Raw genomic sequence first — 19,486 nt, 5'->3', positions numbered from 1 at the left:
CCACCTCCTCTGTTCAAAACACAACGACGAGCGCGATCTTACGCGATTTATGAATGTGCGGGGGGAGGGAAGGTTCCGGCCGGCATCGACATGCCGGCCAGTAAAGGCCGTATCAGTCGGGCATCGCCCAGGCTTTGTAGGTATCCGAAAGCTGACCGGGCATGTTGCTGTTGGCGGCCGCTGCTTCGTTCTGCAGCTGTTCCGGCGACTTCCCGCCGGCCAGTTGCAGCTTGACCTGCTCGATGAAGCAGGACAGCGGCAGATCCGAGCCGCTCTTGGTCCGCAGTTTCTCGGCGATGCGCGTCAGAAACTCGGATGTGTCGATCGTGCGGGATGTTTCCTGGACATCCGTAGACGCTGGCGAGCCACTTTGTATCGTCATGACAATCCTCCTCCGATTGTTACGCACATACATATAAAGTTAGGACGCACTGAATTTTCGTGAAGGTCTATCACCTCGAATTTATCGACGAGATATCACAGTTTCATGGCCAGCGGACGACGGGGGGCAACGAAGAGAGAATGGATTCAACGTTGCCGCCGGTCTTCAGGCCGAAGATCGTGCCGCGATCATACAGCAGATTGAATTCGACGTAGCGGCCCCTGCGGATCAATTGTTCGTCGCGATCGGCCTCTGTCCACAATTTATTGAAGTTGGAGCGGACGATTTTTGGATAGACCATGGCGAAGGCCCGGCCGACATCACGCGTGAAGGCGAAATCGGCGTCCCAGCCGCCGGCTTCCTCGCTTGAATGCAGCCAGTCGTAGAAGATGCCGCCGATGCCGCGGGCCTCGTTGCGGTGTTTCAGGAAGAAATATTCGTCGCACCAGGCTTTGTACGCATCGTAATCGGCGACTGCATGATTGCGGCAGGCGATCTCCATGGCCTTGTGGAAGAGCTGGCTGTCTTCGTCCTCCTGCGTGCGGCGGCGCGACAGCACCGGCGTCAGGTCGGCCCCGCCACCGAACCAGCGGCTGGTGGTGACGACCATGCGTGTGTTCATGTGCACGGCCGGAACGTTTGGGTTCACTGGATGGGCGATCAGCGAGATGCCCGAGGCCCAGAAACGCGGATCGTCCTTGGCGCCGGGTATCTGGGCGCGGAAATCCGGGGCAAATTCGCCGTAGACGGTGGAGGTATGGACGCCGACCTTTTCGAAGACGCGGCCTTCCATCATCGACATCCGGCCACCGCCGCCGGCGCCGTTTTCGCGTGACCAGTCCTTGGCGACGAAGCGGCCAGGCTCCTGGTCGGAGAGTGGCCCTTCCAACTCATCCTCGAGGGCCTCGAAGGAGGCGCAGATCGTATCGCGCAATCCCTCGAACCAACTGCGGGCGGCAGCCTTCTTCTCTTCGATATCGTCAGGCAAGCCGATCGGCAGTTCCGGTCTTTCCATTTACGCCTCCGACGGTCGACATCTCCTTCGGAGGCGACTCGCTCATTCTTGATTGCGCGCCATGACTAGCAGTTGGTGCTGCATCTCGCCAAGCGTGGCCAAGCACCGCCGAGCGCTTCCAAGATTCGACTCGCAAATCAAGAATTTCGATACTACCTTTTCCGAGGAGGTAGGTTTGATGAAAAAAGTTCCAGGGCCTCCGTCCTTCGACGGCCTGAAGCGCAGGATAGCGAGACATCGGGCGGAAAATCCCCCGAGCAGGAAAGACCATTTCGTGCGTGAGACATATTGCCTCGGCCTCATGGACGCACGCGCCAAGGCGCGCGAATGGTTCGACGAATATCCGAAAGCCGCCTACTGGACCGAGGTGGAGAGCTGGCGTCAGCTCGACGGCGACCAGATCGAATTCACCATGCGCCGCCTGCCTTCGGCCGACTGACGGTCACTTCGTAGTCGCCCGCACACGGCTTTCGATCAGCAGGCCGTTTTCGTCCATGATCGGATGCGCCACCGAGACAATGTGGGCGTTGAGGCGCTTCAGGTCGCGCAGCATGTCGAGATGCAGAGAACTCGTCTGCAGGCTGTCGGCGCGGCCGTCACGCAGACGTTCAAGGTGGCGCTCGGCAGACTGTTTTTCCATCCGGCGCACCTCGACCTTTACCTCCATCATCTGGCGCGCGAGATTGAAGTCACGGGTGACGAAGATCGTCTGAGCGACGCGCAGATTGTCGATCGTCAGATCGAACAGCTTCCGCAGTTCCTGATGACCGTCCTCGGAAAATTTCAGGCCGAGGGAGATCTTCTTCGCCACCTGCTCCAGCAAGCCCTTCTCGATGATGTCGCCCATATGTTCGAGGTTGATCGCATAATCGATGACGACGATCGAGCGGCGTGCGTTCTCGTCGCTGAGACCCTCGCGACCGAGCTTCGAGAGATAGACCTTCACCGCCTGCTGCAGTCGGTCGACGCGCTCTTCGAGGGCGGATATCTCGGCAAGCTTCGATGCGTCGTTACGCTCGAAGGCTTCGGAGACCCGGATCAGCATGCGCTCGATCAAGTCGCCGACGCCGAGTACTTCGCGGGTAGCGCTGGCCAGGGCCACGACCGGCGTCGAAAGTTCCTGCGCATCCAGATATTTCGGGGCGCTGTCAGGCTCGGCCTGATCCGGCACCAGCCGGGCCATCAAGGTGGCGAGCGGCCGGGAGAATGGCCAGGCCAGCGCCGCCAGCAGAAGGTTGAAGGCAAGATGCGCATCGACCGGCAGCTTGGCAGGACCGAAGGGCAGCATCTGAATGAGTTCCGCCCCATAACCCGCCAGCGGCAAGGCAATAAGGCAGCCGAGCGTGCGGACGGCGAGATTGCCGAGGGTGACGCGCCGCGCCGAAACCGGACCGGACAATGTCGCGACGACAGGCGGTATTGCGCCGCCGAGATTGGCGCCGAGCACGAGCACGATGACGAGTTCGGCGGAGACGACGCCGGCCGAGGCGAGCGACAGGATGAGCACCACCACCGCAAGGCTCGACGAGGATGCGAAGGCAAGTGCTGCCGAGACGATCATTGCCACGGGCAGGGCGCCATCCAGCAGGCCGATGAAGGCGGCGAGAGCAGGGGAGGCGCGCATCGGCTCCGTCGCAAGACCGAGGAGGTGCAGCGACAGCAGCATCAGCCCGATACCGATCAGCGCTGTGCCGCCGCCCTGGCTGGTGCTTGAACGACCGCGGTAAAGCACAATGCCAACAAGAATGAGAAGAGGAGAGAGCCATTCTATGCCCGTTGCCACGATCCAGGCGGTGATCGCGGTGCCGACATTGGCGCCGAGCAGAACAATCTGCGCCATGCGCGGCTTGATCAGGTCACGCTCGACGAAGGAGGCAGTCATCAGCGCCGTTGCCGTCGAGCTCTGCAGAGCGACGGTTGCAACGAGGCCTGACAGGAAGGAACGAAGACTGCCGCGCGTGCCGGTCGCCAGCCCCGTTCTCAAGCGGGCGCCGAAGGCTCTCGATACGCCATCCTTCACCTGCGCGAGGCCGAACAGCAACAGAGCCACGGCGCCGAACAGGTTGATCATGATGATTGTAGAGTCCATTTTGTTGTTTTTATTCTTCTTTCACAGATCTGGAGAAATGCGGTTTTCCTCACATGGTCATTCCAACGTGTTGGAATCATGGAGGCCAATACTGAATTTTTGATTGCCCGGCTAATAAATATACGCCGGTTTGACAGATAGACAACGCTATTTTGCGACATATTCTGGAGCGGATCGGCAATTCCGCGGGCTTTGCTCCGTCAGCGCCGGCGTCCGTCAAGACCAAACGGTTTGGCGCATTGCCTCGCCGACGATCATGGCGGCCGAGACGGCGACGTTGATCGAGCGCTGGCCTTCGAGCATCGGGATCAGAATTCGGGCGTCGGCCCTCTCATGCACCTGATCCGGCACGCCGGCGCTTTCGCGACCGAAGAGCAGGATATCGTCCGGGCGAAAGGCAAGATCGGTGTAGCGCTCTGCAGCCTTGGTCGAGGCGAGGATCAGGCGGCGGCCGGTGGTCAGACGCCATGCCTCGAAGCGGTCCCAGCTGACATGGCGGGTGAGGGCGGCGGCGGCAATATAATCCATACCCGCCCGTTTCAGGTTGCGGTCGGAGATGTCGAAGCCGGCGGGCTCGATCAGATCGACCGCGAAACCAAGGCAGGCGGCAAGACGCAGGATCGTGCCGGTATTGCCGGGAATATCGGGCTGATAGAGTGCCAGTCTGAGTGAAGTCATGATGCGCCGTCTTCCCGCTTTCACCACAAAAGGCCTAATGCAACTGTGATTTCGACGCAACAGGGCGCGTTTGGACCCGAAAAGATGAATTTTTCGGCAGAACAGGGCTGGAAAATTCCTCGTTTTCGCGTTATCGGTGCATATCTTTAATCGCCAGCAAGGAGCGCCAGAATGAATATTTTGCTGTATGTGCGCCTCCCGGCCGTGATGCCAAGCGGTGCGATTTTCCGCCGATAGTGCGGGTTTCTTCCCTGAATTTCCTTTTTTGATCCATTGTGCGGCTGTCTCAGCCTCGCCCCTTGAACGTTCGGTTCCCATATGTGCTTGCAGTGCGCTGGGATGGCGCGAAGCCGGGAGCCGGAACGGTGACGTTTCGGAGCAATTTCATGTTTGGCTGGTTCGAGCAGCGACTCAATCCCTTTCCAAGCGAGGACCCTGTCGCCCCGCCGAAAGGTCTTTTTGCCTTTTGCTGGCACTACAGCAAACCGGCTGCGCCCTGGCTCGGCCTGATGGCCGTGCTGACCGCGCTGATCGCGATCGGCGAAGTGGCGCTCTTCCAGTTCCTCGGCGACATCGTCGACTGGCTGACCAATGCCGACCGCGCCACATTCCTGGAGAGAGAAGGCCACAAGCTTTTCTGGATGGCGGCGCTGGTGCTGGTCGGCCTGCCGCTGACGGCCGGGCTCGATTCGCTCATCATGCATCAGATGATGCTCGGCAATTATCCGATGATCGCACGCTGGCAGATGCACCGCTTCCTGCTGCGCCACAGCATGTCGTTCTTCGCCAATGAGTTTGCCGGGCGTGTCGCGACCAAAGTGATGCAGACGTCGCTTGCCGTGCGCGAGACGGTAATGAAGATCCTCGACGTCTTCGTCTATGTCGTCACCTACTTCCTGACGATGATCATAGTTATCGCAGCGGCCGACTGGCGGTTGATGATCCCGATCCTCGTCTGGCTCGCGGTCTATATCAGCATCGTCGCCTATTTCGTGCCGCGGCTTCGCAAGATCGCGGCGGCGCAGGCGGATGCGCGCTCGATGATGACGGGGCGCGTGGTCGACAGCTATACGAATATCGCGACCGTCAAGCTGTTTTCGCATGCGGGCCGCGAGGAGGTCTATGCCAAGGAGGGCATGGACGAGTTCCTGCAGACTGTGCACAAGCAGATGCGCAAGGTGACGCTCTTCCATATTTGCGTCTACGTGAACAACTGTGTTGCGCTCTTCGTCATCTCGGGCCTGTCGATCTGGTTCTGGCTGAACGGCGCGATCTCGGTTGGCGCTATCGCCATCGCCATCGGTCTTGCCATGCGCGTCAACGGCATGTCGCAATGGATCATGTGGGAAGTCTCGGCGCTGTTCGAGAATATCGGCACGGTCTATGACGGCATGGAGATGATGAGCAAACAGCACGATATCGTCGACAAGCCGGGTGCACCCACCTTGACGGCGAAGAAGGGCGCGATCCATTACGACCGCATCCGCTTCCACTACGGCAAGAGCAAGGGCGTCATCGACAACCTGTCGCTCGACATCAAGGCGGGGGAGAAGGTCGGCCTGGTCGGCCGTTCCGGCGCCGGCAAGACGACGCTGATGAACCTGCTGCTGCGCTTCTACGATCTGGAGGCCGGTCGCATCACCATCGACGGGCAGGACATCGCCGGCGTCTCGCAGGAAAGCCTGCGCTCGCTGATCGGCGTGGTGACGCAGGACACCTCGCTGCTGCATCGCTCGATCCGCGACAACATCGCCTATGGTCGTCCCGAAGCAACGGACGACGAGGTGATCGAGGCCGCCAAACGCGCCAATGCCTGGGAGTTCATTGAAGGCCTCGTCGACATGCAGGGCCGCGCGGGGCTCGACGCACAGGTCGGCGAACGCGGCGTCAAGTTGTCCGGCGGCCAGCGGCAGCGTGTCGCGATCGCCCGCGTCTTCCTGAAGGACGCGCCGGTCCTGGTACTCGACGAGGCGACCTCGGCGCTCGATTCGGAAGTCGAGGCGGCGATCCAGGAAAACCTCTTCGCCCTGATGGAGGGCAAGACGGTGATCGCGATCGCCCACCGGCTTTCGACGCTGACGGAGATGGACCGGCTGATCGTGCTCGACAAAGGCCGGATCATCGAGGCCGGCTCGCATATCGAGCTGGTCGAAGGAGGCGGCATATATGCCGACCTCTGGAACCGCCAGTCCGGCGGCTTCCTCTCCGATCACGCCGAGGAAGCGGAGGTGGCGGCGCAATAAGATGCAATGGGGCCCTCCCTGCGAAAGCGGGGAGGGCCTCTTGAATTCTTAGGATGGCTATAAGCTTGCCGGACGGTTGCTGAAGAACTGACTCCGTTTGCCTCTTATCCGTTCAAAGGCTGTCGGCCCAATCGATCACGCGGTGATGCTCGACGACGACCATGGTGTTGACAGCCGCGATCGTGCGCAGGGCGACAAGGCGGCGGTGCTCCTCCTGATCGATCCAGGTGGTGATGGCCTCGGCGATGATCTCGTCGCGCGGCAACCCCAGGGCGAATGCCAGGGCATCCAGCCTTTCTGCAAGCGGAAGCGGAACATGCACATCGAGCATTTTCGTTTCCATGGAAGTGGTCTCCGGTAAACCGCGATCGTAACGTGAGATTGTGACCAGTTCGGGGGCATTCAATGGGTATGCCGCCGATGTTACCGATAATTACCAAAATATAACATTCTGTCCGCTTTTCATTCCCTTTGCCGGCTCGGCTAATCCGCCTATATCGCTTCTATGTTGCTGAACCCCATCCTCCGCCGGTTCGAAACCTGGATCGATCCGTTCCGCCCACGCGCCAATCTCCAGCCGCCGCGCTCGACGCTCGGATTCATCTGGTTCTATATCGGCCAGGCGAGGATGCCGTTCGTCGCCATGCTCGTTCTGGGCGGCACGTCGGCGGCGATCGAGGCCGCACTGTTCTGGTTCGTCGGACGCCTGGTCGATATCCTCGGCAGCATCACGCCTGGGGCCGGCTGGAACGGTCTTCTCGCCGCCCATGGCGGCGAATTGTTCGGCATGCTCGCCCTCATCGGGCTCGTGCGTTTCGTCGTCGCCTTCCTGATTGCCCTCGTCGACCAGCAGGTGATCACGCCGGGCTTCTATAATCTCGCACGCTGGCAATCTTATCTCCACGTCTCCAGGCAGTCGTTGTCGTTCTTCCAGAGTGATTTCTCCGGGCGCATCGTCACCAAAGTCTGGTCGGCCGGGCAGGCAACCGGCGATCTTGTCACCTCGCTGATGGAAAGCGTCTGGTTCGTCGGCATCTATGCCGCAACGACGCTTGTGCTCGTTGCCCGGCTGGACTTTTCCCTGGCTGCCGTCGTGCTGTTCTGGCTTTGCGCCTTCAGCCTGCTTGCCCGCCACTTCGTTCCGCGGATTCGTCATCATTCTCGCGAAACGGCGGAGGCCGGATCGATGCTGAATGGCCGGATGGTCGACTCCTACAGCAACATGCAGACGCTGAAGCTGTTTGCCCGCGACGAGGAGAGCGACCGCTATATGCGGCAGGGTTTCGATATCTATCAGGATACGGTGCTGCGCTTCACGCGGTTCATCACGGGCGTCAGGGCCTCGATGGCGCTGCTCTCCGGCCTGATGATCGTGACGATGGCGGGGTTGAGCGTCGATCTCTGGTTGCGCGGCCTGGTCAGCTCCGGTGCCGTGGCATTCTCGTTGGCACTGGTGCTCAGGTTGAATTTCCTGCTCGGACGGCTGATGACGCAGTTCAACGGCATCATGCGCAATCTCGGCACCATCCAGAACGCCGCCGAGCTGATCTCCCAGCCTCTGGGGCTCGTCGATCGGTCGGATGCCAGAGGCCTGGTGATCCGGCAGCCCGGCATCCGCTTCGACAATGTTTCCTTCCGCTACGGCAAGGGTCATCAGCCGGTCGTCGAGAATTTCTCCCTGACCATTCGGCCGGGCGAAAAAGTCGGGATCGTCGGCCGTTCGGGCGCGGGGAAATCGACGCTGATGAACCTGCTGCTGCGCCTCTACGATATTCAGGACGGGCGCATTCTAATCGACGGCCAAGATATTGCAGCCGTGACGCAGGAATCTCTCAGGATGCAGATCGGCGTCGTCAGCCAGGATACCTCGTTGCTGCATCGTTCAGTGCGCGACAATATCCTATTCGGACGGCCCGATGCCGGCGAGGAGGGGCTGGTCGAGGCGGCCGGGCGCGCCGAAGCCATCGAGTTCATCGAACGCCTGCAAGATCAGCAGGGCCGCAGAGGTTTCGATGCGCATGTCGGCGAACGCGGCGTCAAACTGTCAGGCGGGCAGCGGCAGCGCATCGCGATTGCCCGCGTCATGCTGAAGGACGCGCCGATCCTCGTTCTCGACGAAGCGACGTCGGCGCTCGATTCGGAAGTAGAAGAAGCAATCCAGTCCAATCTCCATCGGATCATGGAAGGCAAGACGGTGCTTGCGATCGCCCATCGGCTGTCGACGATCGCAGCGCTCGACCGGCTGATCGTCGTCGATCTCGGCCGGATCATCGAGGAGGGCAGCCATGACGAACTGCTTCGCCGCGGTGGACTCTATGCGGAACTTTGGGCGCGCCAGTCTGGCGGCTTCCTCGCTATGGATGAGGATGCGGGCCTAGGGGTTGACGACGAATTCCGCCATCAGGCCAAAATGATTTGATCCGAAGCCGTTCTCGATGCGGCGAACCGATTTCAGCCGCAGGGGCGCGCGGGTAAAGATATGATCGATCGGAATGCCGAAAGCACCGGCGCGGATCGGCCATGTCGCGGGCTCCAGCGATACCGTGCCCAAGCCCTGGCTACGCATGAGATACTGCACGTCGGGCGCCAGAATCGACGTATTGAAATCGCCGGCAAGAACGAGCGGTCCCGAAAGGGAGGGAATGATCTCCGCAAGATCCTCGATTTCCAGGCCGTGGAATTCGTCGTAATAAGGTTTGGTCAGATGCGCGGCGAGGAAATTGATCTTCTGGCCATCGAAATCGATCGTCGAGATCGTCAGCCGGTTGCGCCAGAGCAGGCCGAGATTGCGGATACGGGGTTCGATTAACGGACGCTTCGACAGCACCAGCGTATCGCATTGCTCCATGCCGACACCGCAGCCGATGTAATAGGGATAGATCTTCAACAACCGCGGCAGTTCCGACAGCAGCGGTTCGGCCTCCAGGATGCTGACGACGTCGGCGCCTGAGGCAATGACCATATCGGCGATGTCAGGGCCGTTTGCGAAATTATCATTCTCGATATTGAAGGACATCAGCCTGAAGAGGGCGGGGCGGCTCTCCTCGACAGCCGGCTCGACGAATTCGCGCATCATCACGACACCATGGACGGCAAGGACCACCGATACCGCGAGGGTCAGCAGCGCATACCAGTGCCGCTTGACGAGAAGGGCAGCGACCGAGGCCACGGCGCCGGCCACCGCCAGATGGACCTGGAAGCTGTAAAAGAAGGACAGCAGATAGAAATCGGTGAAGTATCGGAGGGAGACAATGGCGAGAACGAGCGTCGTGAGAACGCTGAATACGCAAAAAATCGTGTCTCTCATCCGCTCCGGTCCGGCTCGCTGGCATGGCTGCGACTGCGCCTATCACGGGGGCATTTTTGTTGCAATGCAACATAATGGCAAGCGCGTGTTTGCCTTAAAAAATTCATCCGAAATTTCCCGCGACATTGTGCCCTCATCCCCTTGCCAAGGCTGGACATAATTTGCGATCAAGCATAGAACGCGCCGGATTGCCGGGGAATCTATGGCCGAATTGTGTCCAGAGAGATTCGCCGGTAGAGGGGGCAGGGCGGAATTCCGCGAAAATTGCGCAGAGGATGTTAGCCGTGAGCGAACACGAAACGACAAGCGAGGGCATGGGCGAACCCACTCGCCGTGATTTCCTTTATCTCACCACTGGTATGGCAGGCGCCGTCGGCGCCGTTGCGGTCGCTTGGCCGTTCATCGATCAGATGCGTCCTGATGCTTCGACGCTCGCTCTCGCCTCCATCGAAGTCGACGTTGCCAGCCTTGAGCCCGGCATGTCGCTGACGGTCAAATGGCGCGGCAAGCCGATCTTCATCCGCAATCGCACGCCTGAGGAAGTGGAAGCGGCAAACGCCGTCCAGCTTGCTGATCTAAAGGACCCGATCGCGCGCAATGCAAACCTTCCTGTCGACGCTCAGGCAACGGCTGTTGACCGTTCGGGCGGCAAGGGCAAGGAAAACTGGATCGTCATGATCGGCACCTGCACGCATCTCGGCTGCGTGCCGCTCGGCCAGGCCGGCGAATACAATGGTTGGTTCTGTCCCTGCCATGGCTCGGTCTACGACACGGCCGGCCGCATCCGCAAAGGCCCGGCGCCGCAGAACCTGGCGATTCCGACCTTTTCATTTTTGTCCGATACCAAGATCAAGATCGGTTGAGGGGAGACTGATTAATGAGTGGCCATTCCAGCTACGAGCCATCAACCGGCCTCGAGAAATGGGTCGATGCGCGCCTTCCGCTGCCGCGCATGGTCTATGACAGCTTCATCGCCTATCCGGTTCCGCGTAACCTGAACTATGCCTATACGTTCGGCGCCATGCTCGCCGTCATGCTGGTGGTGCAGATCCTGACGGGCGTCACGCTCGCCATGCATTACGCCGCCGAATCGTCGGTCGCCTTCAACTCCGTCGAAAAGATCATGCGCGACGTCAACCACGGCTGGCTGCTGCGCTATATGCATGCCAACGGCGCATCCTTCTTCTTCGTCGCGGTGTACCTGCACATCGCCCGCGGCCTCTATTACGGCTCCTACAAGGCGCCGCGCGAGATCCTCTGGATACTCGGCGTGGTCATCTACCTCCTGATGATGGCGACCGGCTTCATGGGCTACGTTCTGCCCTGGGGCCAGATGTCCTTCTGGGGCGCCACCGTCATCACCGGCTTCTTCTCTGCCTTTCCGCTGGTTGGCGAATGGGTGCAGCAGTTCCTGCTCGGCGGCTTCGCGGTTGAAAACCCGACGCTGAACCGCTTCTTCTCGCTGCACTACCTGCTGCCCTTCATGATCGCCGGCGTCGTCATCCTGCACATCTGGGCGCTGCACGTCGTCGGCCAGACGAACCCGACGGGCGTCGAGGTCAAGACGAAGACGGACACGGTGCGCTTCACGCCTTATGCGACGATGAAGGATGCTCTCGGCGTCTCGATCTTCCTGCTGGTCTATGCCTATTTCGTCTTCTACCTGCCGAACTTCCTTGGCCATGCCGACAACTACATCCCGGCCGACCCGTTGAAGACGCCGGCCCATATCGTTCCGGAATGGTACTTCCTGCCGTTCTACGCGATGCTGCGTTCGATCACCTTCAACGTCGGCCCGATCGACTCCAAGCTCGGCGGCGTGCTCGTGATGTTCGGCGCGATCATCGTGCTGTTCTTCCTGCCGTGGCTCGATACCTCAAAGGTCCGTTCCGCCGTCTACCGCCCCTGGTACAAGCTGTTCTACTGGCTGTTCGTGATCAACGCGATCATCCTCGGCTGGCTCGGCTCGCAGCCGGCGGAAGGCTTGTTCACCACGATCTCGCAGATCTGCACGCTCCTCTACTTCGCTTTCTTCCTGGTCGCGATGCCGGTTCTCGGCTTGGTGGAAACACCGCGCCGCATCCCGAACTCGATCACCGAAGCGGTGCTCGAAAAGCGCAACAAGACCCTAGCGGTCAAGGCATAAGCGAGCGACGGAAGGGAATAGAAATATGAAAACGCTTGTTACAAGCATTCTCTCGTTCGCATTCGCTGCCAGTCTTGGCAGTGCCGTGCTGGCCCAGGAGGCGACGCCCGCCAACGGCGCGGCTCCTGCCCATCACGCGGAAAGTGAGACGCCGCACTATCCGCTGAAGGAGCCGAAGGAGGAGGAATGGACTTTCGCCGGTCCGTTCGGTCATTACGATAAGGGTCAGCTTCAGCGTGGCCTCAAGGTCTACACCGAAGTCTGTTCCGCCTGCCACTCGATGAACCTCGTGCCCTTCCGCATGCTCGATGAGCTCGGTTATTCCGAGGCGCAGGTAAAGGCTTTCGCTGCGAACTACGAGGTTCAGGACGGCCCGAACGCGGCCGGCGAGATGTTTAGCCGCAAGGCCGTCCCTTCCGATCACTTCCCGGCGCCTTTCCCCAATGCAGAGGCCGCTGCTGCTTCCAACAACGGTGCGGCTCCGCCCGACTTTTCACTGATCGCCAAGGCCCGCGAGGTCGAACGCGGCTTCCCGCAATTCGTCTTCGACATCTTCACGCAGTATCAGGAGGGTGGCCCGGATTACATCCACGCGCTGCTGACCGGCTATGAAGAGCCGCCAGCCGGCTTTCAGGTGGCGCAGGGCTCACATTACAATCCATATTTCCACGCTGCAGCCGTCCTTGCCATGCCGAAGCCGCTCTCCGACGGGCAGGTGACCTATGACGATGGCGCGCCGGCGACGGTCGACCAGTATTCGAGAGACGTCTCCGCCTTCCTGATGTGGGCCGCAGAGCCGCATCTCGAGGAGCGCAAGCGCACCGGCTTCATGGTCATGATCTTCCTGGCGATCTTCACGGTGCTGATCTACCTGACGAAGCGCTCGATCTACGCCAACAAGGAACACTGAGCGGTTTCCGATCGACATTCAAAAGGCGGCCTCGGGCCGCCTTTTTTGTTGGTTCCACCCCTGGCAATTGATAGGGTGCGGCCAGTTTCATGCCCTCGCAGAATATGGACTTTCCATGGACAATACGACTTCGGAGCTCGCAGCCAGCATCCGCTCCATTCCCGACTATCCCAAGCCCGGCATCATTTTCCGTGACATCACCACGCTGCTCGGCAACCCCCGTGCGTTCCGCCGGGCGGTCGACGAACTCGTGCAGCCCTATGCGGGCATGAAGATCGACAAGATCGCCGGCATGGAGGCGCGGGGCTTCATCCTTGGGGGCGCGGTGGCGCATCAGCTTTCTTCCGGCTTCGTGCCGATCCGCAAGAAGGGCAAGCTGCCTCACGAGACCGTGCGTATCGCCTACAGCCTGGAATATGGCGTTGACGAAATGGAGATGCATCGCGATGCGGTGCAGCCTGGAGAGAAGGTGATCCTGGTCGACGACCTGATCGCCACCGGCGGTACGGCTGTGGGTGCCACGAAACTGTTGCGCCAGATCGGCGCTGAAGTGGTCGGCGCCTGCTTTGTTATCGATCTGCCGGACCTTGGCGGCCGCAAGAAACTGGAAGAGCTCGGCGTTGTCGTGCACACTCTGGTCGAATTCTCCGGGCACTGAACCCTCGTCCGACCGCCTGCAGTGTCAGTCGAATTCGAGCACGCCGCTTTCGAAGCGGATAACGGGATCGCTGTTTTGATTGACACCCTCGCAGAGGATGGTGTTGAGGTGCCAGCCTGGTCGCGATGCGAGCGGCCGGCTGGAGAGGAAGGCGACGGAATAGGTGACGACGTCGCCGACGAAAACCGGCCGCAGCCATTGCAGTTTCTGGAAGCCGGGTGAAGGGCCGAGGTTCGGCGATGTCAGACCCTTTTGCGCGAGGGCGGCGCTCTGCCTTTCCCAAAAGGCGAGGAAGGTCCGCATCCAGGCGGCGGTGGTGTGCCAGCCCGAGGCGCAGAGGCCACCGAAGAGGGTGTCTTTGGCGGCTTCTTTGTCGACGTGAAAACGCTGCGGATCGTAGCGCGTCGCGAAGCGGATGATGTTTTCCTCGGTAAAGGTGTAGCTGCCGATCTCGGCCTTTTCGCCGACGGTGTAAAGCTCGGACATCCTCATGCGGATGTCTCCGGGCTTATGCCGATATCTGCGGGCCGGACGCGCATGCCGAACATGACCGAGTTCTCGGAGACGCAGACGAGTTCGCCGCGCTGGTTTTCCACCTCGTGGCGAAACTTGACGATGCCCATGCCGGGGCGCGAGCGCATCGGCCGGGCTTCGAGCACGGTCGAGCGGCCCGACAGCGTGTCGCCGGCAAGCACCGGCTTTCGCCATTCCATCAGATCGACGCCCGGCGCACCCTCGCAGAGCGAATGCAGCACATAGCTCTCGGCCATCATTCGCATGAACATCGAAGAGGTATGCCAGCCGGAAGCGGCAAGCCCGCCGAGAATGCTGGCGCGACCGGCAGCCTCATCGAGATGCATCGGCTGCGGGTCGAATTCGCTTGCGAACTCAATGATCTCCTCGGTGGTCACCAGCTTCGGGCCGAGCGTGAAGCGGCGGCCGGGCTGGAAATCCTCGAAGGAAAGCTTTTCTGCCGACATTCGCTCCTCCCGCCATATGCAGCGCACAATGCTTACAATAGCATCCGCGCGGGCTCAATGATTCCGGGGAGATAAACCGGCATGACTGAACTAAGGTCGATACTCGATGAGGCCGTGCGCCAAGAGCTGATCTCGCCGGAGGCCGGCGGGCGGCTTTTGCCGTTCCTGACGGAGCGCGGTGTCGGCGTCGCTGAGGCGCAGCCGGCAATGGCGGCGGAGGGACAGGTCTGGTCGGATACCGAGACGCCGCGCTTCGTGCGCGGCTTCCACGATGTGCTGATCACCATCGGCGTCGCCGTGGCGCTCGGCGGTCTCTGGGGGCTTGCCGCGCTCTATGCCGTGCTGCCTGCAATCATCGTGCTCTCGGAAATCCTGGTACGCCGCCAGCGGCTTGCGCTGCCGGCCGTCAGCCTGACAATCGCGCTGTTCTGTTGGACAGTCCTGCTGATGTCCTTCTTCTTCAAGCCGGGAACAGCCTTCTTTAACGACATCGGGGCGGACATGACGCAGTTCGTCGCCGGCTTCCCGATCATACTCGGCCTCTATTATGCCCGTTATCGCGTGCCGCTGTCGCTGGCGCTCTGCATCATGTCGGCCCTTGCCCTCGTCCTCGCCCTGCTTTTGCGGCTCGTGCAATGGGCGAGCGGGGATCCTGCGTTTTTCGGCAACCATCCCATGGTGCTGGCGGTGGCCTTCCTCGCTTGCGCGCTGGGCTTGTTCGCGACGGCGCTCTATTTCGACCTTGGCGATCGGCTGCGCCGGACGACACGCTCCGATATCGCCTTCTGGCTTCATCTGGGTGCTGCGCCGGCGCTGCTCTTCAGCGTAAGGCTGCTGATTTCGTTCGACGGCAGTTGGCTGGATGTTGCCCAGTCGGTGTCGATCAAGACGCCCGTCGTTGTTATCAGCGTGGCGGTGTTGATGCTGATCGGCCTTGTCATCGACCGCCGTGCCTTCGTCACGTCAGGCCTGCTGTCGCTCGGTTTTGCGATCTATGGCATTTTCCGGCAGGGGAGTGCGACTGTTGACACCTATATCTACACGACGCTAATTGTCGTCGGAGCGATCGTACTCATCATCGGAACAGGCTGGATGCCGCTGCGCCGCATCGTGCTGCGGGCGCTGCCAGCCGCTATTTCGCAAAAACTGCCGCCTGCTGTCTTAGCGGCGACGTCGTAAAACAAATGTCGCCCAATCTGCTCAGCAGTTGGGCGACAAGCATTGGTCGAGATAGCAGCGATTTCCGGTTAGAGCGGTTCAGCTTTTCATGGAAGCACAGAACCGTTCTAACCTTTTGTTTTCACGCAATTCCGGCAAAATCGCTTTGCGCTTTGCCTGGGAAAATCACTTCGCACTTTTCCTGGAATTGCTTTAGGTGTTGAAGCGGAAATGGATGACGTCGCCGTCCTGGACGACGTATTCCTTGCCTTCGTCGCGCGCCTTGCCAGCATCCTTGGCGCCGACTTCGCCGTTGTATTTGATGTAGTCGTCATAGGCGATGGTGTTGGCGCGGATGAAGCCGCGCTCAAAATCCGAATGGATGACGCCGGCGGCCTGCGGCGCCTTGGTGCCGCGCTCGATCGTCCAGGCGCGCGTTTCCTTAGGGCCGACAGTGAAATAGGTGATGAGGTGGAGCAGCTTGTAGCCGGCGCGGATCAGCCGGTCGAGACCTGCCTCGTCAAGGTCGAGGGCGGAGAGGAATTCCTTGGCTTCCTCTTCAGGAAGCTGGGCAACTTCCGCTTCGATCGCCGCCGAGATGACGACGGTTTCGGCACCCTGTTCCCTAGCCATCACGGCGACGGCTTCGGTGAACTCATTGCCGGTCGAGGCATCGCCTTCGGCGACGTTGCAGACGTAGAGCACCGGATGCGAGGTCAAAAGATTGAGGCTCTTGAGGATGACGATCTCTTCCGCATCGAGCGTCGAGAGCAGCGTGCGCACCGGCTTGCCTTCGTTGAGCAGCTTCAGCGAGGCTTCCATGATTGGCAGCATCGCCACCGAATCCTTGTCCTTGCCGGTGGCACGCTTGCGCGTCTGCTCGGTGCGGCGCTCCAGGCTTTCGAGGTCGGCGAGCATCAGCTCGGTCTCGATCGTCTCGGCGTCGGCGACAGGATTGATGCGGCCCTCGACATGAGTGATGTCGCTGTCTTCGAAGCAGCGCAGCACATGGACGATGGCATCGACCTCGCGGATATTGGCGAGGAACTGGTTGCCGAGGCCTTCACCCTTCGAGGCGCCGCGCACGAGGCCGGCGATATCGACGAAGGAGATGCGGGTCGGGATCAGTTCCTTGGACTTGGCGATGTCGGCAAGCTTGCGCATGCGCGGATCGGGAACGGCGACTTCACCGGTGTTCGGCTCGATGGTGCAGAAGGGATAGTTCGCCGCCTGTGCGGCGGCCGTCTTGGTGAGCGCGTTGAAGAGGGTCGATTTGCCGACATTCGGCAGCCCGACGATACCGCATTTGAAGCCCATGGCTTGATCCATATCTGTTTGCAACTTTGCCCTGCCTATGCGGGAATGGCCGCCCTGGGTCAAGGGTTCGCAACAGGAATTGAAGTTCAACGGCTCTCCGGATGACAGGAAGGCTGCGGCGATTCTCGAAAAACGTGGCCGGGATTGCCTCCGCTTTCCGCTGAGTGATATTTACGTCATTGAACTGCCGTGCTTACGGTGCAATATATTGTCGGCGGACGTTTTCTCCGCCTTTTCCATGTCATCAACGGGTGGATTTTTCCGATGAGTGACAATGACGTTGCCCTGAAACCGAAGACCAAGGTGAAGCCGAAGCTGGATAAGCCGAAGCTCTACAAGGTCATTCTGGTCAATGACGATTATACGCCGCGCGAACTGGTGATCATGATCCTGAAGTCCGTCTTCCGCATGAGCGAGGAGACCGGCTACCGGGTGATGATGACGGCGCACAAGCTCGGTTCCTGTGTGGTCGTGGTCTGCGTAAGGGACATCGCCGAGACCAAGGCCAAGGAAGGCATCGACCTCGCCAAGGGCATGGGCTTTCCGCTGATGTTCACCACAGAGCCGGAAGAATAGGCGCTTTGCCGGGGGCAGTCCCGAGAGGGGCTCAGCGTCGGCGGATCTGGTAGCCGGTCTTGTCCTGAGCGAAGCCACAATTCTCGTAGAAGCGCAGCGTGGCCGGATTCTTGGAGCCTGTGAGCAGCATCACCTTGTAGCAGCCTGCGTTCCAGGCGTCTGCGATCGCGTGGCGGATAACGGCGCCGGCGTAACCGCGCTTGCGATGATCGGCGTGGGTAACGACGTTTTCGATGAGCCCATAAGGAGCGCCGCTCCGCGTCAGGTTCGGCACGACGACGGTTGTGACGGTTGCGGCGGCGACATCACCGGCATAGCCGATGAACACGGTCATGCCCGGCTGCAAGAGGATGGCGGAGAAGCGTTCCTCGGCAAGTGCCTCGTCGAGAACCGGATCGGTCGGGTTCAGGTGACGGTAAAGCGTCATGAGACTGGGGAGATCGCTGCGGGCAGCAGGGCGGATGACGAAGTCCCGGTCCGTCATGGCTTCAGTCGCCCTTGTTGCCGAACATCTTCTTCAACATGTCGGCCATCGGCCCTGATGTCAGCAGCTTCGGCTGATTGTGGTTGCGGGCCTGATGGATATGCGACTGGCCGGCCGGCTTCTTTTCGGTACTCTTGTTTTCCTTTCGCGGTTTCTCCTCCTCGGCCTTGTCGCCGAGCGCCAGCGCGATCTTGTTCATCAGCTGCGAATCCTCGTTTCGTACCAGCATGTCGGCATTGTCGGCGAGCGTGTCGAGAAGCGGTTCCAGCCAGGCCTTGTCGGCTTTGGCGAAATCGCTGAGCACATGGTTCTGCACCATTTCCTTGACGCCGGGATGGCCGATACCGAGGCGTAGCCGCCGGTACTCCCTGCCGCAATGGGCGTCCAGCGACTTGATGCCGTTGTGGCCGCCATGGCCGCCGCCGGTCTTGAGCCGCGCCTTGCCCGGGGGGAGGTCGAGTTCGTCGTAGATCGCGACAAGGTCGGCGGGCTGGAGCTTGTAAAAGCGCATCGCCTCACCGACGGACTCACCGGAGAGGTTCATGAAGGTCTGCGGCTTGATCAGCAGCACCTTTTCGCCGGCGATCTCGCCCTCGGCGATCTCGGCCCTGAACTTCTTCGACCAGGGCGAGAAGCTGTGGCGCCGATGGATGGCGTCGACGGCCATGAAACCGACATTGTGGCGGTTGCCGGCGTATTTGCCGCCGGGATTGCCGAGACCCGCGATGATCAGCATGGCCTGTCTTCCCTCGCTAAAACTTCCCGCCGTTCACCACCGCGAAACGAAAGCAAAGTCAAGCGGAAAGGGCAGCAGCCCGCCGAGCAGGGTCATTCCGAGAGGTTCATACCGTATTTCAGGAAGATCTGCTTCTGGTCGCCATCGGCGATCAGCTTGTCGAGGGCAGCCTGCATCCTGGTGAGCAGATCGTCCGGAAAGTTCTTCTCGCAGGCGATGCCCATCGGCTGGGCGGAGAGCACGGTCACCATTTCCACCGGCTGGTCGACCTTCAGCTTTTCGAAATAGAGTTCGGAGATCGGCATCATGTCGATGCGCCCGCCAAGCAGTTTGCGCAGCGTCGCGTTGAAGTCGCTGGCGACATCGAGCTTGGTGAAGCCCTTCTCCTTCAGGATCGTCTCGGTGTAATCCTCGCGCTGAGTACCAACCGTATATTTCTTTGCCTCGTCCAGATTGCCGGCGGTGGCGCCCGAACCCTTGCGAGTGATCAGGATGTTGCGGTCGATGAGCAGCGGCTCGACCCATTTGAACAACGGGTCGCGCGCGCCGTTGTGGGCGGTCGCGAAGACACAGGTCATCGGCGCCGTGCGGGCAAGGCTAAAAGCGCGCGCCCAGGGCATGATCTCGATCGTGTAGTCGACGCCGATTGCGGCCATTACCTTTTCGACCTGCTCGACGGTCGCGCCCTTGATCTCCTTGCCTTCGCGGTAGTTGAAGGGGGCATAATCCTCGGTCGTGAAGGTCACACTTTGCGCATGGGCGGTGCAGGGCAGCGCCAGGCATGCGAGAAGCAGGAGCTTTTTCATC

21 protein-coding genes are annotated in these 19,486 nt (G+C 60.5%); 9 read left to right on the top strand and 12 right to left on the bottom strand.

Annotated features, from left to right (window positions below):
• Positions 1 to 112: 112 nt before the first annotated feature.
• Positions 113 to 382, bottom strand: a complete 270-nt coding sequence (locus AB8B31_RS15375; RefSeq protein WP_018243056.1) for a hypothetical protein — start codon at positions 380 to 382, stop codon at positions 113 to 115.
• A gap of 103 nt (positions 383 to 485) precedes the next feature.
• A complete protein-coding gene (gene hemF / locus AB8B31_RS15370; RefSeq protein ID WP_018446689.1) occupies positions 486 to 1,397 on the bottom strand; it encodes an oxygen-dependent coproporphyrinogen oxidase in 912 nt (303 codons plus the stop codon).
• A 178-nt stretch (positions 1,398 to 1,575) separates the two neighbouring features.
• Here hemF and AB8B31_RS15365 point away from each other — a divergent pair, with 178 nt between their 5' ends.
• Positions 1,576 to 1,836: a hypothetical protein gene (locus AB8B31_RS15365; protein ID WP_018243054.1), complete on the top strand. Its 261-nt coding sequence runs from the start codon at positions 1,576 to 1,578 to the stop codon at positions 1,834 to 1,836.
• 3 nt (positions 1,837 to 1,839) lie between these two features.
• Here AB8B31_RS15365 and AB8B31_RS15360 read toward each other — a convergent pair whose 3' ends face one another.
• A complete protein-coding gene (locus tag AB8B31_RS15360) occupies positions 1,840 to 3,486 on the bottom strand; it encodes a Na/Pi cotransporter family protein (protein ID WP_113542353.1) in 1,647 nt (548 codons plus the stop codon).
• Positions 3,487 to 3,702: 216 nt separating this feature from the next.
• Positions 3,703 to 4,164 carry a tRNA (cytidine(34)-2'-O)-methyltransferase gene (locus AB8B31_RS15355; RefSeq protein WP_018446686.1) on the bottom strand — a complete coding sequence of 154 codons (462 nt, stop codon included), beginning with the start codon at positions 4,162 to 4,164 and terminating at the stop codon, positions 3,703 to 3,705.
• A gap of 386 nt (positions 4,165 to 4,550) precedes the next feature.
• On the opposite strand from AB8B31_RS15355, the gene AB8B31_RS15350 reads away from it, so the two are divergent.
• Positions 4,551 to 6,407 (top strand): ABC transporter ATP-binding protein, encoded by a 1,857-nt coding sequence (locus AB8B31_RS15350; RefSeq protein WP_130652840.1) that lies wholly within the window; start codon positions 4,551 to 4,553, stop codon positions 6,405 to 6,407.
• Positions 6,408 to 6,519: 112 nt separating this feature from the next.
• On the opposite strand, the gene AB8B31_RS15345 is transcribed toward AB8B31_RS15350, so the two are convergent.
• Entirely contained in the window at positions 6,520 to 6,750 is a 231-nt protein-coding gene (locus AB8B31_RS15345) for a CopG family ribbon-helix-helix protein (protein WP_018446685.1), read from the bottom strand.
• A 162-nt stretch (positions 6,751 to 6,912) separates the two neighbouring features.
• Here AB8B31_RS15345 and AB8B31_RS15340 point away from each other — a divergent pair, with 162 nt between their 5' ends.
• Entirely contained in the window at positions 6,913 to 8,826 is a 1,914-nt protein-coding gene (locus AB8B31_RS15340; protein ID WP_130652839.1) for an ABC transporter ATP-binding protein, read from the top strand.
• On the opposite strand, the gene AB8B31_RS15335 is transcribed toward AB8B31_RS15340, so the two are convergent.
• Positions 8,782 to 9,714, bottom strand: a complete 933-nt coding sequence (locus AB8B31_RS15335) for an endonuclease/exonuclease/phosphatase family protein (protein ID WP_130652838.1) — start codon at positions 9,712 to 9,714, stop codon at positions 8,782 to 8,784. The two genes, AB8B31_RS15340 and AB8B31_RS15335, sit on opposite strands and share 45 nt — an antisense overlap.
• A 284-nt stretch (positions 9,715 to 9,998) precedes the next feature.
• On the opposite strand from AB8B31_RS15335, the gene petA reads away from it, so the two are divergent.
• The 4 genes from petA to AB8B31_RS15315 all read left to right on the top strand — a co-directional run bounded on the left by petA (position 9,999) and on the right by AB8B31_RS15315 (position 13,428).
• A complete protein-coding gene (gene petA / locus AB8B31_RS15330; protein WP_026188482.1) occupies positions 9,999 to 10,577 on the top strand; it encodes a ubiquinol-cytochrome c reductase iron-sulfur subunit in 579 nt (192 codons plus the stop codon).
• Between the two features lie 14 nt (positions 10,578 to 10,591).
• On the top strand, positions 10,592 to 11,860 hold the full coding sequence (locus AB8B31_RS15325) for a cytochrome b (protein WP_018243046.1): 1,269 nt from the start codon (positions 10,592 to 10,594) through the stop codon (positions 11,858 to 11,860).
• A 25-nt stretch (positions 11,861 to 11,885) separates the two neighbouring features.
• Positions 11,886 to 12,770, top strand: coding sequence for a cytochrome c1 (locus AB8B31_RS15320; RefSeq protein WP_047618577.1), 885 nt, complete (start codon positions 11,886 to 11,888; stop codon positions 12,768 to 12,770).
• Positions 12,771 to 12,885: 115 nt separating this feature from the next.
• Positions 12,886 to 13,428, top strand: a complete 543-nt coding sequence (locus AB8B31_RS15315) for an adenine phosphoribosyltransferase (protein WP_018243044.1) — start codon at positions 12,886 to 12,888, stop codon at positions 13,426 to 13,428.
• Between the two features lie 24 nt (positions 13,429 to 13,452).
• On the opposite strand, the gene AB8B31_RS15310 is transcribed toward AB8B31_RS15315, so the two are convergent.
• Together AB8B31_RS15310 and AB8B31_RS15305 are read right to left on the bottom strand one after the other, a co-directional pair.
• Entirely contained in the window at positions 13,453 to 13,920 is a 468-nt protein-coding gene (locus AB8B31_RS15310) for a MaoC family dehydratase (protein WP_130652837.1), read from the bottom strand.
• Positions 13,917 to 14,408, bottom strand: coding sequence for a MaoC family dehydratase (locus AB8B31_RS15305; RefSeq protein ID WP_130652836.1), 492 nt, complete (start codon positions 14,406 to 14,408; stop codon positions 13,917 to 13,919). The genes AB8B31_RS15310 and AB8B31_RS15305 overlap by 4 nt, the downstream gene beginning before the upstream one ends.
• Positions 14,409 to 14,489: 81 nt before the next feature.
• On the opposite strand from AB8B31_RS15305, the gene AB8B31_RS15300 reads away from it, so the two are divergent.
• Positions 14,490 to 15,587 carry a hypothetical protein gene (locus AB8B31_RS15300; RefSeq protein ID WP_130652835.1) on the top strand — a complete coding sequence of 366 codons (1,098 nt, stop codon included), beginning with the start codon at positions 14,490 to 14,492 and terminating at the stop codon, positions 15,585 to 15,587.
• 192 nt (positions 15,588 to 15,779) lie between these two features.
• On the opposite strand, the gene ychF is transcribed toward AB8B31_RS15300, so the two are convergent.
• Positions 15,780 to 16,883 carry a redox-regulated ATPase YchF gene (gene ychF / locus AB8B31_RS15295; RefSeq protein ID WP_026188481.1) on the bottom strand — a complete coding sequence of 368 codons (1,104 nt, stop codon included), beginning with the start codon at positions 16,881 to 16,883 and terminating at the stop codon, positions 15,780 to 15,782.
• Between the two features lie 264 nt (positions 16,884 to 17,147).
• Here ychF and clpS point away from each other — a divergent pair, with 264 nt between their 5' ends.
• Positions 17,148 to 17,459 carry an ATP-dependent Clp protease adapter ClpS gene (gene clpS, locus AB8B31_RS15290; RefSeq protein ID WP_026188480.1) on the top strand — a complete coding sequence of 104 codons (312 nt, stop codon included), beginning with the start codon at positions 17,148 to 17,150 and terminating at the stop codon, positions 17,457 to 17,459.
• Positions 17,460 to 17,490: 31 nt separating this feature from the next.
• On the opposite strand, the gene AB8B31_RS15285 is transcribed toward clpS, so the two are convergent.
• The 3 genes from AB8B31_RS15285 to AB8B31_RS15275 all read right to left on the bottom strand — a co-directional run bounded on the left by AB8B31_RS15285 (position 17,491) and on the right by AB8B31_RS15275 (position 19,485).
• Complete coding sequence (locus AB8B31_RS15285) at positions 17,491 to 17,943, bottom strand: GNAT family N-acetyltransferase (RefSeq protein ID WP_047618566.1); 453 nt, start codon at positions 17,941 to 17,943, stop codon at positions 17,491 to 17,493.
• A 4-nt stretch (positions 17,944 to 17,947) separates the two neighbouring features.
• On the bottom strand, positions 17,948 to 18,679 hold the full coding sequence (gene pth, locus AB8B31_RS15280; protein WP_047618563.1) for an aminoacyl-tRNA hydrolase: 732 nt from the start codon (positions 18,677 to 18,679) through the stop codon (positions 17,948 to 17,950).
• Positions 18,680 to 18,771: 92 nt separating this feature from the next.
• Positions 18,772 to 19,485 carry a substrate-binding periplasmic protein gene (locus AB8B31_RS15275; RefSeq protein ID WP_131702177.1) on the bottom strand — a complete coding sequence of 238 codons (714 nt, stop codon included), beginning with the start codon at positions 19,483 to 19,485 and terminating at the stop codon, positions 18,772 to 18,774.
• Between the last annotated feature and the right edge of the window lies 1 nt (position 19,486).

This window comes from Rhizobium sp. 62_C5_N11_2, from assembly GCF_051811185.1.
GTDB classification, from domain to species: Bacteria; Pseudomonadota; Alphaproteobacteria; order Rhizobiales; family Rhizobiaceae; genus Rhizobium; species Rhizobium leguminosarum.
Note: the sequence above shows the minus strand (reverse complement) of the source record. Positions and strands in the feature narration are given on the sequence as shown.